Source organism: Methanobacterium sp. SMA-27 (assembly GCF_000744455.1).
In the GTDB taxonomy this organism is placed as follows: domain Archaea; phylum Methanobacteriota; class Methanobacteria; order Methanobacteriales; family Methanobacteriaceae; genus Methanobacterium_B.
The window spans coordinates 1,952,501-1,966,469 of the sequence record NZ_JQLY01000001.1; the positions used below are offsets into that span (position 1 = coordinate 1,952,501).

The 13,969-nt window shown below is 32.0% G+C and carries 15 protein-coding genes and 1 pseudogene (1 of these 16 only partly in view); 9 read left to right on the forward strand and 7 right to left on the reverse strand.

Annotated features, from left to right (window positions below; all coding sequences use genetic code 11):
- Window positions 1–212, reverse strand: partial view of a hypothetical protein gene (locus DL91_RS09760; protein WP_156096065.1) — the 5' portion only. 88 nt of this gene lie to the left of the window's left edge; the window shows 212 of its 300 coding nt (coding positions 1–212); it begins with the start codon at window positions 210–212; the stop codon falls past the left edge of the window.
- A 987-nt stretch (window positions 213–1,199) separates the two neighbouring features.
- Between DL91_RS09760 and DL91_RS09765 the strand changes: the two genes are divergently transcribed.
- From DL91_RS09765 to DL91_RS09785, 5 genes are all read left to right on the forward strand, one after another.
- The gene (locus tag DL91_RS09765; RefSeq protein WP_052374364.1) at window positions 1,200–1,874 is read left to right on the forward strand and encodes an Hsp20/alpha crystallin family protein; all 675 of its coding nucleotides are present in this window, start codon (window positions 1,200–1,202) and stop codon (window positions 1,872–1,874) included.
- A gap of 98 nt (window positions 1,875–1,972) precedes the next feature.
- Complete coding sequence (locus DL91_RS09770; RefSeq protein WP_048191367.1) at window positions 1,973–2,368, forward strand: DUF5518 domain-containing protein; 396 nt, start codon at window positions 1,973–1,975, stop codon at window positions 2,366–2,368.
- Between the two features lie 243 nt (window positions 2,369–2,611).
- Window positions 2,612–4,060, forward strand: a complete 1,449-nt coding sequence (locus DL91_RS09775; protein ID WP_231551443.1) for a B12-binding domain-containing radical SAM protein — start codon at window positions 2,612–2,614, stop codon at window positions 4,058–4,060.
- Window positions 4,061–4,118: 58 nt separating this feature from the next.
- The gene (locus DL91_RS09780; RefSeq protein WP_048191368.1) at window positions 4,119–4,283 is read left to right on the forward strand and encodes a hypothetical protein; all 165 of its coding nucleotides are present in this window, start codon (window positions 4,119–4,121) and stop codon (window positions 4,281–4,283) included.
- A gap of 84 nt (window positions 4,284–4,367) precedes the next feature.
- Complete coding sequence (locus DL91_RS09785; protein ID WP_048191370.1) at window positions 4,368–4,700, forward strand: DUF5518 domain-containing protein; 333 nt, start codon at window positions 4,368–4,370, stop codon at window positions 4,698–4,700.
- 117 nt (window positions 4,701–4,817) lie between these two features.
- Here the strand turns inward: DL91_RS09785 and DL91_RS09790 are convergent, their stop codons facing one another.
- The 3 genes from DL91_RS09790 to DL91_RS09800 all read right to left on the reverse strand — a co-directional run bounded on the left by DL91_RS09790 (window position 4,818) and on the right by DL91_RS09800 (window position 6,782).
- Complete coding sequence (locus DL91_RS09790) at window positions 4,818–5,081, reverse strand: hypothetical protein (RefSeq protein ID WP_048190476.1); 264 nt, start codon at window positions 5,079–5,081, stop codon at window positions 4,818–4,820.
- Between the two features lie 430 nt (window positions 5,082–5,511).
- Window positions 5,512–5,859: a hypothetical protein gene (locus DL91_RS09795; RefSeq protein WP_048190477.1), complete on the reverse strand. Its 348-nt coding sequence runs from the start codon at window positions 5,857–5,859 to the stop codon at window positions 5,512–5,514.
- A 323-nt stretch (window positions 5,860–6,182) separates the two neighbouring features.
- Window positions 6,183–6,782, reverse strand: a complete 600-nt coding sequence (locus DL91_RS09800) for a radical SAM protein (protein WP_231551444.1) — start codon at window positions 6,780–6,782, stop codon at window positions 6,183–6,185.
- A gap of 98 nt (window positions 6,783–6,880) precedes the next feature.
- Between DL91_RS09800 and DL91_RS09805 the strand changes: the two genes are divergently transcribed.
- From DL91_RS09805 to DL91_RS14265, 3 genes and pseudogenes are all read left to right on the forward strand, one after another.
- Complete coding sequence (locus DL91_RS09805) at window positions 6,881–7,948, forward strand: archaeosine biosynthesis radical SAM protein RaSEA (RefSeq protein ID WP_048191372.1); 1,068 nt, start codon at window positions 6,881–6,883, stop codon at window positions 7,946–7,948.
- A gap of 106 nt (window positions 7,949–8,054) precedes the next feature.
- Entirely contained in the window at window positions 8,055–9,305 is a 1,251-nt protein-coding gene (locus DL91_RS09810; RefSeq protein ID WP_048191374.1) for a threonine/serine exporter ThrE family protein, read from the forward strand.
- A gap of 181 nt (window positions 9,306–9,486) precedes the next feature.
- Window positions 9,487–9,759 (forward strand): annotated as a pseudogene (locus DL91_RS14265) (TMEM175 family protein).
- 66 nt (window positions 9,760–9,825) lie between these two features.
- Here the strand turns inward: DL91_RS14265 and DL91_RS13690 are convergent.
- Complete coding sequence (locus tag DL91_RS13690) at window positions 9,826–9,990, reverse strand: hypothetical protein (RefSeq protein WP_156096068.1); 165 nt, start codon at window positions 9,988–9,990, stop codon at window positions 9,826–9,828.
- 443 nt (window positions 9,991–10,433) lie between these two features.
- On the opposite strand from DL91_RS13690, the gene DL91_RS09820 reads away from it, so the two are divergent.
- Window positions 10,434–11,732: an adenylyltransferase/cytidyltransferase family protein gene (locus tag DL91_RS09820; protein ID WP_048191376.1), complete on the forward strand. Its 1,299-nt coding sequence runs from the start codon at window positions 10,434–10,436 to the stop codon at window positions 11,730–11,732.
- 82 nt (window positions 11,733–11,814) lie between these two features.
- On the opposite strand, the gene DL91_RS09825 is transcribed toward DL91_RS09820, so the two are convergent.
- Together DL91_RS09825 and DL91_RS09830 are read right to left on the reverse strand one after the other, a co-directional pair.
- Window positions 11,815–13,245 (reverse strand): MATE family efflux transporter, encoded by a 1,431-nt coding sequence (locus tag DL91_RS09825; RefSeq protein WP_048191379.1) that lies wholly within the window; start codon window positions 13,243–13,245, stop codon window positions 11,815–11,817.
- The gene (locus tag DL91_RS09830; RefSeq protein WP_048191381.1) at window positions 13,242–13,724 is read right to left on the reverse strand and encodes a MarR family winged helix-turn-helix transcriptional regulator; all 483 of its coding nucleotides are present in this window, start codon (window positions 13,722–13,724) and stop codon (window positions 13,242–13,244) included. Before DL91_RS09830 ends, DL91_RS09825 begins: the two co-directional genes overlap by 4 nt.
- Window positions 13,725–13,969: the final 245 nt, after the last annotated feature.

A 13,969-nucleotide genomic window follows, 5' to 3' on the forward strand; every position in this document is an offset into this window, starting at 1 on the left:
AAAGATCCCATGTAGAGATTTTTAGATTTAGACACAAGATGAGGATAATTTTCATTTAAAAATTTATTGTAAAGAGTCTTACAATCATTTGGTGCATCACCAAAAAGAGTTAATCCTGCAGGCATAACATAGTCTGCACCATAATCCTTTGCAGCAACTACCATGTTTTCAATGTCCTCCTCAGAGTCCGAAATAAAAGGTAAAATAGGCATGTTAATGATTCCATAACAAAAATGTCCATGATTTTCTAGATTTTACTTCCATAAAAAAAAGTCAATTATAAAACTTTACTATTTGTTCAGTTAAAAAAAATTGTTGGAGAACTTACAGTTTCTAGCTACCTCATCACTGCACAGTATCATAATTCATACACCAATACATAACCATTGAATTTACTTGTGTTTACTTCAAGATACTGTACTCTCTTGCTCTTAAACTCTCAATATTATTACATTGATACACATTCAACTGTTCTTTATTGGTTATTCGCTGATTCGGTTGCTAGATTTATCGGATACTTAAAATGTGGAAAGAAGGTACGACAGCAGTTTTAACGTGTATAGCAAACCAGTGCAAAAATTTGGCGATTCAATTTCTGAAAGTTTTTATTACGTTATAATGGATAAGTAATATTATTTTGGAATTTATAAATTCTTTTTTTAATTATCCATCAAAATATGGTAAGTATGCGGGCAACACACTTTATTAATTTAGTTAGTATCCATAATCAAGATCAAGTTAATAATTTCATAATATTTCTATGTAACTATTGAATAAGTAACCAACTTCCTATAAAATCACTTGAAAATATTTTAAACAACCGTTTAATACTTCTTTTAAATAACTATTGAAAACAATTTCACTTGGGACTTTTTAAATGATAACCATCAAAATAAAGCAATTCTTGGCTGAAAATATAGAAATCTATAATAATAACGATTGACATAGAATGTTATACAGTGAAATACATTTGAATTAAATGAAATTGATATAGATTTGTTTTAGTTATTAGACTGTGTTAATGTACCAACCGTAGAAGTGAAAATATGAACGGAAGCAGATCCAGTCTGTTATATATTATAGTAGTTATTAATTGCGTTAATTATCCTTTTAAGATTATTAAGAATATATAAACAGAACTTAAATCAATTATAGAGAAAATTGGATTACAAGATAAGAAAATTGTGGAAGGGGATAGAATGGTAGATAAAGATGAAATGAAAGAGAAAATGGGTGACATCAAATCTAGTGTTTCTGATAAAAAAGATGATGTTAATGATAGTATAAACGAAATGAAGGAAAATGCCCAAGATAAATCTGATGAAATGAAAGAGAAAATGGGTGACATTAAATCTAGTGTTTCTGATAAAAAAGATGATGTTGCTGATAGTGTAAATGAAATGAAGGAAAATGCCCAAGATAAATCTGATGAAATGCAAGAAGAAGTTGGGAAAAAGAGGACGCAGGCAGAGAAGTTGTTGAATGACATAATGAATGCTATTAAAGTTAAGCAAGTAGAAGTTGGAAAAACTCTATCTGATTACACAACAGCTCTCCAAAAACCACCAGCAGACATTATGGAAACCAATGATAGTATAATACTAAAAATAGACCTTCCTGCTGTGAAAAAGGAGAACATTGAAATTGGAATTGCAGGTGAAAGTATAGATATCATGGCAAAGTTTGAAGAGGAAAGTGAAGATGAAGACATCGATTACATCCAAAAAGAAAGGAGTTACGGCGAAACAAAGAGAACAATAAAACTTCCTTCTGAAATAAAGGTTAAAGAAGCATCAGCTAAATTCCAAGATTCTGTTTTAACCATTAAACTGCCTAAAATAGAAAAAGAAATACATAAAATTGATATTAACTAAATAATTTCTTTTTATGGAGGATAATTTATATGGTAAGTGTTGGAGCGATAGTTGAAGGTTTTATTTTAGCAATTATAATTACAGTAGTACTATAAATTTTGGGTGTAGGATCAGTTATTGGATTGCCAGTTGCAATATTTGGTTTTCTACTCGCAGGTATAATCGTTGGATACATATCATATGGTGACATTATTGATGGTGTGATTAACGGAGCACTTATGGGAGTTGCAGGTGCAATAATCTTATGGATACTAAGCTTATTCAAAGGTCAGATAGCTGCATTCTCTTCACAATTATCAACTTATGTCCCATTAAACTCAGCACCAGAATTAATACTGGTAATAGTCGCAGGCGCAATAGGCGGTTTAATCGGCTCTCTAATATTATTATTAAACCGCAGAAACCGCAGAAACTATGGTGACACAAGGGACGGAGATCGAAGAGATGAAAGAAGAGATGATGATCGAAGGGATGATAGGGATAGGAGAGATTAAGACACATTTATGGTGAAATAAGTCAAAAGTGAATATAGGAGTGATAGGAGATGAATAGCATTCTCTATTATATTATCGTCATAATTATTATTGTAGTTGTTTTAAGATTTTTAGGGATTTTTTAGGGATAACGAGAGTTATCCCCTGTGTTTATGCCATAAACATAAAGAACATTCAAATATGATAAAAAAAGTTTTATAAATTTCAGATAGGCTCTTGATTGATAACTAAAAAAGGTATAAAATGAATAAAAAAATTGATATACTGCTTATAAATCCTTACGATGAAAATGCATTAAAAAATTCACTTGGTTTCATAACCCCACCCACAAATCTTATGTACCTGGCATCATCACTTGAGAAAGAATCTTACTCAGTCAAAATTGTAGATGATGATCTTCTCCAGATGGGCTACGAAAAGGTTTCTGAACTGGCAGAAAAGCTCAATCCACAAATAGTAGGTGTTACAGCAACCACATCTACTATAAAAAGCGCCTTGAAATACGTGGAACTAGTCAAAAACATTCTACCCAATTCATTAACTGTAATAGGTGGACCCCACACTACTTTCATGCCATATGAAACCTTAAAAAATTCAGAAAACCTAGATGTAGTAGTTATAGGTGAGGGAGAAGAAACAATGGTAGATTTAGCCAACCATTCCACCGAAACTATCCAAGATCTTGACGACATTAAGGGAATTGTTTACAGGGATTTAAAGAATGGAAATTTTAAAACTACACAAAAACGGCCTTTGATAAAGGATCTTGACGCATTACCGTTCCCTGCAAGACATCTTGTACCCTTTGATTCATATGGTGCTTCTAAAGAACAGACTGGTGGAATAATAACCAGCAGAGGTTGTGTGTACAACTGTAACTACTGCTCATCATCATTAATCATGGGTAAAAAGTTCCGCTCACGCAGTCCAGACAATGTAGTGGACGAAATTGAAGAATTAATAAACCAATACCAAATAAGAGATATAAGATTCATGGACGACACATTCATGCTCAACAAAAGAAGAGCTAACGATATAGCAAATGAAATCAAAGCCAGAGATCTAGATTTAAGCTTCGTTGCATCATCCCGAGTTGACAGTGTAGACCAAAATTTACTTCAAAATCTCAAAAGTGCAGGATTAAAAACAATCTACTACGGTGTAGAATCAGGGTCACAACGTATACTGGACCTTATGAAAAAGGGTATAACATTAAAACAAGCTGAAGATGCAGTTAAAAGTGCTAAAAATGTGGATCTAGAAGTTTTAACCTCTTTCATTCTAGGATATCCTGGAGAAACCGAAGAAGATATGAATAAGACCATAGATTTCTCAACAAAACTTGACTCAGACTACTCACAATATTCTATACTTACACCATTCCCTGGAACACCTATCTACAATGAACTCAAAGAAAAAAATTTAATAGACAATGATGACTGGGATGAATACACAGTACTCAAACCAGTTTTGAAATATGATGAAATGGGTTTAAACAAGAAGATGGTGGAAAGAAAACTGGCCATGGCATATTTAAAATTTTATGCAAGACCACGATATCTCATGAACCATCGTCACATGTTCAAGGTTATGTTCAAAACAGTTATGCGAAGTTTTATACTCCCAAAACTCATGGGAGGCACCGGTAAAGGTTGGTATCAAAACTTAAACAACAACACATCATCAAAATAGAAAATATAAATATAATATTAGGAATTAGGAATGTAAAACATATTATGGAGGAATTTTTATGAGTGAAAAAACAGGTGAAATTAAAGGAAAAGCTAAAGAAATGAAAGGAGAAATAAAAGGAAAAGCTAAAGAAATGAAAGGAGAAATAAAAGGAAAAGTCAAAGAGATGGAAGGAGAAATAAAGGGAAAAGCTAAAGAAGCCGAAGGTAAAAATAAAAGATAAAATTAGGAGACGCAGTGAATATTTATTAAAAATTTTATTAATATATTATCTTCTTAATCATAATAAAAATAATGGAGGATGAAGATGGTTTATGTAAGATGGAATACTGTAATAATTGGTGTAGTAATTGCAATAATTCTTGGTTTTGTCCTTGGTTTGATATCAGCATCGGGAGCATTCATAGGATTCTTAATAGCTACTATATATGTTGGTTACATGGTAGGCGGGGACTATGTAAATGGAGCTATACATGGGGCGCTTGTTGGTATCGTTGCAGCAATAGTATTATTTATACTTGCTTTAATTGGATTTGGAGTTGGAGCAGGTTTAACGGATATAATCATTCTTGCAATTATCGGTGCAATAGGTGGAGTAATAGGAGTTTTAATAGGAGGTAGGGGTAGAGGCAGATTCTAAAACCCCGAAATTAATTCCTAATTCTTTTGTAAAGCAATAGAACTTTCAATTACAAAATTTATTCCAAATTCAATCTTTTTTATTCACTTTTGCTTTTATACAATCGTATTATTATTTTTAATCGTCTGTAAAAAGTTTCCAACCGTTTTTAACTAATTCTTGGATATATTGGTCAAGATGGTCTACAACAGATCCATCTGCTTTCTTTAAATGTATTTTAACAAACCCTTTTGAGGGATAAGAAAAGGTTCTTCTTATTACTTCGTATTTTTTATCATCTAAGATTAACCAGTCTCCAGAAACAGGATAATCAAGTAATTCTATGGTTTTTGCCAAATATTTGTTTTCATCAAAGACTAATACTAATCCTACTTTTACCATTACAACCACCTCTGATTTAATTCAAACTCCCCTCTATAATCTTGTTTCATCTACTGTCAAACCATACAATTCATAAACTAATTTATCTGTAGCATCTAAAATTTTCTTAAAATCAATCCATTTTTTTCATTAGTCTGACTGGTAATGTGATTATGTTGTTGAGACATTAACTAATTTTATTGAGTATTCGTTCTGTTTCCAGTTATGGTAAGTTCGGTGTATAAGATAGGATGGGGAGTTTTTTTTGACAGATTATGTAATGGGGAAAAGTCTTCGCCGTATCACCACAAATCAAATACCGACATATAAGTCAATGAAGCTTATAAGAAACTTCCATGAACATCACGACATTCATCAAAAACTAAAAATGGAAAAAATAAAGAGTAAATCTACCCAAAAATAAATTTTTTTGCCAATTAAAAATTTATTGTTAAAAAAATGGACCTAATTTCAATTCTATAATTTTTTGGTTGAAAAACGTAGCAAAATCTTGTTTAGTTTCTTCTATTAATGTATCTACAATTTCATCGTTTAGATATGTAGGGTAGTCGAATTCAATTGTTATGGCAAAATAAGTTTTATCACCCTTTTCTATTGCTTTACTAAAATAAGTTTTTGCATTTGGATTTTCGATATTCCAAACTTTTAAATATTCCTCAAGCATTGCAAAATTCTCACCAAAGCTTTTCTCTATTGAAAAATATATAAACCACCTAGCTTCAAAAGGTACATCTTTAACTAATTCCGCATGTTCATATTTTAAAACAATATCTACCATTTTTACCACATCTTTGATCCTGTTTAATTTAATAAATAATGTTATAATACAATTATGAATTTTAAAGTAGATATAAATAATTTTAATATATCCCTAGTGAAGATTTTTAATTTCAAGTTGGTTTAAAGAAAAATAAATAAATGAGTTAAAAATATTACATAATGTTATTTTTCAATTCTTAAATTAACAGCAGCTATGATTAAATGACACAATCAATATCTAACTATATGAATAAATGTATGTATATATGAGTAAAACAATCCATTTATATATAATGCATTTGTGTGTGCTTGAACTATAGCAACCAATCAATAGAAGTTCCATTACTGTTGAGGCATGTTAATGATTCCTGTTTTGAAACCTGCTTCACTGAATTTCTTCATTATTTTGAGTCGTTTAATTGGACTAGGTGCACCAGGTTCCAATATCTTGGCAATTTTTTCATTTAATGTTGAAAAGGAAAAAGATAAAATGATACCTGAATCCAATTTATTTTCAAGTCCAGTTGGCAAAATTGCAACATCTTTAATCCCATGGAAGATTTCTATATCCCTTAATACTAATGTGGATTTAGTGAGTATATGAAGTGGGAATCTGTAACGTTTTATCAAGCCCAATATTTCACTTGTTAATTTTAGTTCTGTTTCTAGGGTAGGATAGGGATCAGCAGATGATCCAAGGACTATAAAACCCCTTTCATTTTTTCTTATACAATTTTTTAATTGTTTTTTTAGGATGGGCACAGCATTAGACTTAGCTGACACAATGGTTCCATGGTCACCCCCATATTTACTACCACGTGTGTAGCAATAAATGCAACCCATTGAACAGCCAGCATATGGATTGAGAGTATAATCCCCTAAAAACCAATGATCACGTTTTTTATGTTTGTTAAGTAGTGATTTTACTCTTACTTCATTCACCAATTTATTCACCTATACCCTTATCAACAACTAATTTATATTATTATAATAACCAGAATATTATTTTAAAATTATCTATTATTAAGGAAAGTGAATAAATGGAAATTCAAAATTTAATGCAAGAAATCAGAGAAAATGCCCTTGATAAAATGGAGAAAAGATCCCCTAAGGATCTTGCTGCATGCTGGTCCGGGGAAGACATTCTATACTCTGGAAAAGGTAACGCTATTTTTATAGTTCTACCCACCCAAGGATGTGCATGGGCAGTTTCAGGATCTGGAGGCTGTACAATGTGCAGTTACGTTGCAGATTCTCCTCTTGAAAATGTAGATGCTGATGAATTGATAGACATATTTAAAAATTCAATTGGACGACAAGAGATAAAGGAAAAAGCAGTAGTGAAAATATTCGTTTCCGGAAGTTTCCTTAATCCTGATGAAGTACCGATAAAAGCCAGAAATGAAATTTTAAAATTTCTTAAAAATGAAGAATATGTTGAAGAGGTAGTTGTTGAATCTAGACCAGAATTTATCACTGCAGAAGTACTAAAAGAATGTTGTGAATCTCTTGGAAATAAGATATTTGAGATTGGTATCGGTCTTGAAACATCCAGTGAATATACCCGGGAAGAAAAGATCAACAAAGGTTTCTCTAAGGAAGATTTTGAAAGGGCTGTTAAAACTATTAGAACAACAACATTAGATTGTAATGTAAAAGCCAAAGCATATCTCTTTGTTAAACCCATATTAACATCAGAAAAAATTGCAATAGAAGAAGCAGTTAAATCAGCAGAATATGCAGAATCTGTTGGTGTAAGTAGGATATCATTTTGCCCTGCAACTATCCACAAAGATACTTTGATGGAACTTTTATGGAAGGGCGGATCCTACCAGCCGCCATGGATATGGAGTATAATGGAAATCATAAAACGGGTCAGGAAATCCTTAAATATTCCCATAATTATGGATACTGCAGGTTTTGGAAGTAGAAGAGGCCCGTATAATTGTAAAAAATGCAATTCACGTTTAAAAAGTATGATAATTGAATCGAATCTCAATCAGAGTATTCCTGAAGATTTTGAATGTGAATGTAAGGATAAATGGCGAACTGAGATTGAATTTTGTGATATTACAAGATCAACTACCAATTTGGTTCGTAAAAAATAATTATCTAATATATATTTTTTAATAATCCAAATTTTTGAAATATTATTTTAAATAAAAAATTTGTTCAATATCAAAAGAATGAAATCCTTTAAAGACTGGTACACCAATGGAAAATAATGATCTTAAAGTAAATGTAACTTCATCAAATGGTTTAATGGAATTTTTAACCGAATTAGGTAAGGCTTTGACAGCTTCTGGAATTTCTGTGGTGGATATTACATCAATTCTGGAAAAAATTGCACAAGCTTATGATGCAAAGGCTGAAATCCTTGTGTTTCCCACCATGTTACTTCTGAAAATTGGTGAACAGGAATCAGCACCATTAAATGCTGCTATTCAAAAACCTGGACTTTTACCATTAAATCAGGTTTCAGAAATTTACGACTTGATATACCTGGCAGAAGCCGGGAAAATTTCTCCAATTGAAGGTAAAAAATGCTTAAGAAAAATACTTTCTGAAAAACATAAATTTGGACCTTTAGGTATACTATTTGGATATATTTTATTTTCAATGGGCATTGGAATGCTACTCCAACCCACACCAGAACAGTTGATAGTTTCAGGAGTTCTTGGAGCAATAGTAGGAATTTTATTAATATTTAGTCGTGGTCGAACTAGATTTTTACTTATACTCCCTGTTGTTGCGGCTCTGATTGTTACTTCTCTCTCTATTTTGGGTGTTAAATATGGATTGGTTACAGGTTCTGTTGCAATGTTATTGCCTGCATTAGCCTATTTCCTTCCAGGTGCTACTCTAACAACAGGAATGTTCGAACTGGCTTATGGTGAGATTATATCCGGTGCAAGCAGAGTAATATACGGAACTGCAATACTGTTTCTGATACTTTTTGGAGTACTTGTTGGTATACAAATTACAGGAATTTCCCAACAAAATTTTCTGGTAACCAACCCGCTAAATGCATTAGGATGGTGGGCACCATATTTAGGAGTTTTTATATTTGCAATGGGAATGTATCTTTTCATGTCAATAAAAAATAAAGACTTGCCTTGGGTCATACTAATATTGTACATAGCATTTTTTGGCCAACAAGCTGGAAATCACTTTGTAGGAGGCGTATTTGGAGCTTTTTCAGGATCGCTTTTAATGACAATTAGTGGAACTATAATTGAAAGACTGGATCATAAAACACCAAGTATTGTTTCAATAATGCCAGCATTCTGGATACTTGTACCTGGTGCACTGGGATTTATGAGCCTAGCAACTTTAGTTAGTCAAAATTATTTCACAGCCATAACAGATGGGATAATGGTTGCAATGACCATCGTGGCTATTTCACTTGGGCTTTTGATAGGTGCTGTTATAACAGAACCATTGAAAGAAATGGAAATAATATAAATTCATTACTATAATTTAGAATATGCATAAAATCAAAAAAAGACTAATAATTGTATTTAATAATAAATATTTAAAACAATGAATTAAATTTAATCCTGAGGCAAATATTATGGAAAATTATAATGTTCCAATGACCACCAAACGTATTGAAACTTTGGTAGATGGTATATTTGCCATTGCAATGACATTATTAGTTTTAAGTCTTAATGTACCACAATTAATTTATCCTGCCACAGATATTGCTGTAATACATAGTCTTTCTGCAATGCTTCAATAATTTTTTATTTATTTCATGAGTTTTATCTTATTAGCATTATTCTGGAGAATAAATCACACACAGTTTTATTTTATAAAAAAAGCTAATCAAACCATTTTATGGATAAATATCATATGGTTAAGTTTAATTGCATTGGTCCATTTTCAACAAACTTGGTGGGTAGTTATGGCTATCTAAAAGTTCCAATAATATTTTTGATTTAAATTTATTTTTTATCGGTGTTTTATTTAGTTTGAACTGGTATTATGCCGATAAAAAAAATTTCCTTGATAAGAATGCTGATAAAAAGATGATTAAATCTCGTAAAAAAGCCAATTTAGCTCTCCCTTCATTGGCATTGATTGCAATTGGTTTGTCATTTATAAGTCCTGAATGGAGTTCTTTGGTATATTTTGCACTTTTTTTCATAAATAGCCACAAATTTTTCAATTGATTATTATTGATAAAAATTTACATATCTAGATTTTTAATATATTTCATTATTTCAGTTATTTTCCAGATTGAATTTAAATACCTGATATGCTTGTAAAAACATAATAAATACCCTCACATTAAATAGTCAGAAAGTAAGTAATAGATCGAACATATGGTGACTTTATAGGTTGATGCATCGGTAAAAACCATTTTATATTAAAAAAGAACAAGTGAAGACAATTGAATGGTACAGGCAGAGTTATGGTACAGTTATTTCGAATTATTGAAGAATGCTTAAACATTAATGGGATAATCAATTAATAATTCTATAATAAATAATAATTAAAAAAATCTATCTATAAATTTAGATTTATAATCATAATTCAAATTATCATGTACAATAAATAAAAAAGAGACGATTTAATGGATGTAACACTATGATAGGTATAAGTGCTGATTTTGACCCAGTCCATAAGGGACATGTTAAACTCATTGATAAAGCTAGAGAACTTGCTGATAAGAAAAACGATGAAGTTGTTATTTATCTAAATAAGGGATACAGTGCAAATCATGCACCTTTTTTTGCAAATTATGAGTCAAGAAGTAAAATGGCGTTAGAAGCTGGTGCCGATAGAATTGTACCTATAGAAGGACTCCATCATAGATTAACACTGGCTTATACCGTCCCAATAAGAATAGCCATGATGATAGAAGACGGTGTTATTGATTATGTAGATGCAGCAGATGTTTCAACCGCCAGAATTAAGAAGTACGCGTCAAACTTTGCTAAAAAGGGAATTTTCAGCGGAATACCAAGAAATTTACCTAATAGAAATGTTATAAGATGGTTTGCTGTAAACGAATTTTTATACAATAAGTACAATCAGAAGCTCAAATTTCACATAATCCCCGAGTACAAAATCTCTGGAGATAAAATATCTGGAAGAATGATACGAAGAGAAATACTTGAAAATAATATGGAAATACCTGAAAGTATTGGAAAACTGCTTCCAGATTCAACTCTCCAGATACTTGAAGAAGAAATAAAAAAAGGAAATGTTCCTGGTGAAAGGAACCTTAAAGATCTTTCTAAACGCTTGAATACTTATTCTAGAGCTAATCTGAATAATATAGCACATATGAATGCTGATGCTGTGAATGCTATTGTTGCAGGCCGCAGTTATAAACGTGAAGACCAAATATGGGCTTCATTCAGAATGGCAGGTTATGGGCCTGTGCTTACCCGGCTAGCTGTTAGTGCTGCTGAAGAAGATGTAACCCGTAGAGAAGTGTTTAATTTGATTAAAAAGTATGAAAATAATGGAATAATTCCACAAGACATGAGTGTAGAACAAGTAATTGAAAGAGCTTGGTATGTATCTTCTAAATCAAGTGAAGGTAATTCTTCATCTGATGCTCATAAAATGTTCAGAAATGGAGATAGGGGTTCTGATAAAGCTTTATACTCCTTTGATGCCGGGATGCATCTTCGAAGTTTTGAAGTAGAATCTCTGAAAAGTGGATTAGAAACCCTGTTTTATGTTGATAAAAATGAGAGGCTTTGTTGTGAAATGCGTACTGAAGATCGTAAAATAAAAAGTCCACTTAAATTACCTGCACAACAAGTAACTTACCTCCGTCTTTTAATTGATTCCCATTTCATACCGCTAAGGGGAGAAATTATTGAAAAAGAAGAAGGGTGGAGAGTAAGGATATTCGTTGGAGATGAGGTTTAATTAATGATAATATAACCAAAAATTAATCAACTCTGTAGGAATAAAAGAGATATGGTAAGGTTTACACCATAAAATTCTTTATTTATTCTCCAGAAGAGATTCTACTTTTAGAGGTATCCTGTTTATAATAACTTCTTTTAAGACCTTTAATATATCTAGATGCCCAAATGTATGCTATTCCACATCCGAAAGCCCCTCCTATTACTATTCCCCACCATATTCCATGTTCGCCTAAACCCAAAGTAAATGCCATTAAATAGGCAAATACTGAAATGAATAAAACTTCTCTGATTACAGTAAGAATTAATGAGGTTAATCCTTTTCCCATTCCCTGGAATACCGAACTTGCAGAAATTCCAAGAGGAACTACAATTAAGAAAAGGCACATAACCTGTAGAAATGATGCTATTGATGGTGCCATGAATGCGCTTTCAGGTGAATATGCAAATATACTAGCTATACTTGAAGCGAATACATAGATTATCAGACCGGTTATTGATGCAATTCCAATTGCCAATTTAGATGAGTAGTTAAGAGCAATGGAAATATTACCATACTTTCGTGACCCATATGCTGCACCTGCAATTGTGATTGCAGCAGTTCCTATTCCAATAGCAGGTATCATGGCTATCATTACAACCCTCCAACCTGCAGTATAAACTGCTACAGCATCTGTTCCTCCGGTCATAACCAGCATTATATTAACAACAATTCCTAATATGGACATTACAAAGAATTCAGCACTTGCAGGTAATCCAACACCCAGAATATCTTTTATAACATTCCAGCTTGCATGGAAATCTTTTCTGGACAACGATACATATGTATCCCGTTTTAAGAGCAACCAGTAAAGAATTAAAGCCGATGAAATCGTTGCAGATATTACAGTTGCAATTGCAGCACCTGACACTCCTAATCCAAAGTAGTATATGAAAATTGGATCAAGAATTATGTTAAGAATAGCAGTGGCAGCCATTGCATACATTGGTCTCTTAACATCCCCTTCTGCCCTAAGTATACCTGAAGCAACGCTTGAAAATATCAGGAAGATTAATCCCCCAAAGACAATTTGTCCATATTGTATTGCTAGGTTGAGTGATGCGCCAGCACCCATTGCCAGAAGTATATCCTTAAGAAAGATCAATATAAATACAGTTAACATGGCTGAAAGGATCAGTGTAAGGATTAAGGAGTGTATTGCAGCATTGTCAGAACCTTTTTTGTTATTTGCACCTATACATCGCGATATTAATGAATTTGCACCGGCACCAAGACCGTTTCCTAACCCTATCACCATCATAAATAGTGGTGTGATAAATCCTAATGCTGCCAGAGAGTTTGGTCCAAGTCCTGCAACCCATATGCTGTCTGCCAGATTGTAAGCCATCATAAGAAGCATTGAAATTATCATTGGGATAGAAAGAGCACGTATTGCCTTTTTTGGATCTCCTGTGATCATTGATACTCGTTTATCCACGCTCCCAATGGATATTTCATTATTAGAATTATTCATTTTTTATTTTCTCCATTTCTATTTACTTTTTCCAAGCTATTGATAGCTAGGATTTTTAAAATTTCAAATAATCTACTGTATTCCTCTTCAGAGAACTTTGAACAAATAGAATTTTCCCATTCTTGTTCAATATTTGTTATCTTGGGAACTGTCCTCTTTCCCTTATCAGTTAAATAAATAAAGTATCTTCTGCGGTTTTTTGAATCCACTTTCCTGAAAAGATAGTTTTTATCTTCAAGTTTCCTTAAAGCACGAGCAACAGTTCCTTTATCAATGTGAAAATGTGCTGCTAGCTCTTCTTGAGTGATACCCTCTTCATTTGAGAGCACCATTATAAATGGGAATTGACCGGGAGTTATATCCATATCCCCCACCCTATCGTTAAGGTACATCATTCTTGTTCTATGTATCATAGACACAATAAGTCCAAGTGGAATCTTGGAATTATTAATTTTAAGTAACTTTTCAGCTTTGTACATAGTAAAATACTCCTTTATTTAATAAAAAATTCAATACTAGATTAGAAAAGAAATATTAATTTTATTACATTTTTTTATAAAAGTTGCATATTCAACTAATATATAAAAAAAGTTCATTTAGACATTACTAACGATTATTTTAAAATTTAGTATCAATTAACTTATTATTATTAGATAGTATATTACACCATATAAATGTTGCCTATGCAACAATTGTTTATGCAACGATACATTTTTTTCATAGA

Excerpts from the sequence above, each read along its gene's own strand:
- DL91_RS09765 (WP_052374364.1), top strand. The coding sequence starts at position 1,200 with ATGGTAGATAAAGATGAAATGAAAGAGAAAATGGGTGACATCAAATCT.
- DL91_RS09775 (WP_231551443.1), top strand. The coding sequence starts at position 2,612 with ATGAATAAAAAAATTGATATACTGCTTATAAATCCTTACGATGAAAAT.
- DL91_RS09780 (WP_048191368.1), top strand. The coding sequence starts at position 4,119 with ATGAGTGAAAAAACAGGTGAAATTAAAGGAAAAGCTAAAGAAATGAAA.
- DL91_RS09785 (WP_048191370.1), top strand. The coding sequence starts at position 4,368 with ATGGTTTATGTAAGATGGAATACTGTAATAATTGGTGTAGTAATTGCA.
- DL91_RS09790 (WP_048190476.1), bottom strand. The coding sequence starts at position 5,081 with ATGGTAAAAGTAGGATTAGTATTAGTCTTTGATGAAAACAAATATTTG.
- DL91_RS09795 (WP_048190477.1), bottom strand. The coding sequence starts at position 5,859 with ATGGTAGATATTGTTTTAAAATATGAACATGCGGAATTAGTTAAAGAT.
- DL91_RS09805 (WP_048191372.1), top strand. The coding sequence starts at position 6,881 with ATGGAAATTCAAAATTTAATGCAAGAAATCAGAGAAAATGCCCTTGAT.
- DL91_RS09810 (WP_048191374.1), top strand. The coding sequence starts at position 8,055 with ATGGAAAATAATGATCTTAAAGTAAATGTAACTTCATCAAATGGTTTA.
- DL91_RS13690 (WP_156096068.1), bottom strand. The coding sequence starts at position 9,990 with ATGAAAAAAAGTGCAAAATATACCAAAGAACTCCATTCAGGACTTATA.
- DL91_RS09820 (WP_048191376.1), top strand. The coding sequence starts at position 10,434 with ATGATAGGTATAAGTGCTGATTTTGACCCAGTCCATAAGGGACATGTT.
- DL91_RS09825 (WP_048191379.1), bottom strand. The coding sequence starts at position 13,245 with ATGAATAATTCTAATAATGAAATATCCATTGGGAGCGTGGATAAACGA.
- DL91_RS09830 (WP_048191381.1), bottom strand. The coding sequence starts at position 13,724 with ATGTACAAAGCTGAAAAGTTACTTAAAATTAATAATTCCAAGATTCCA.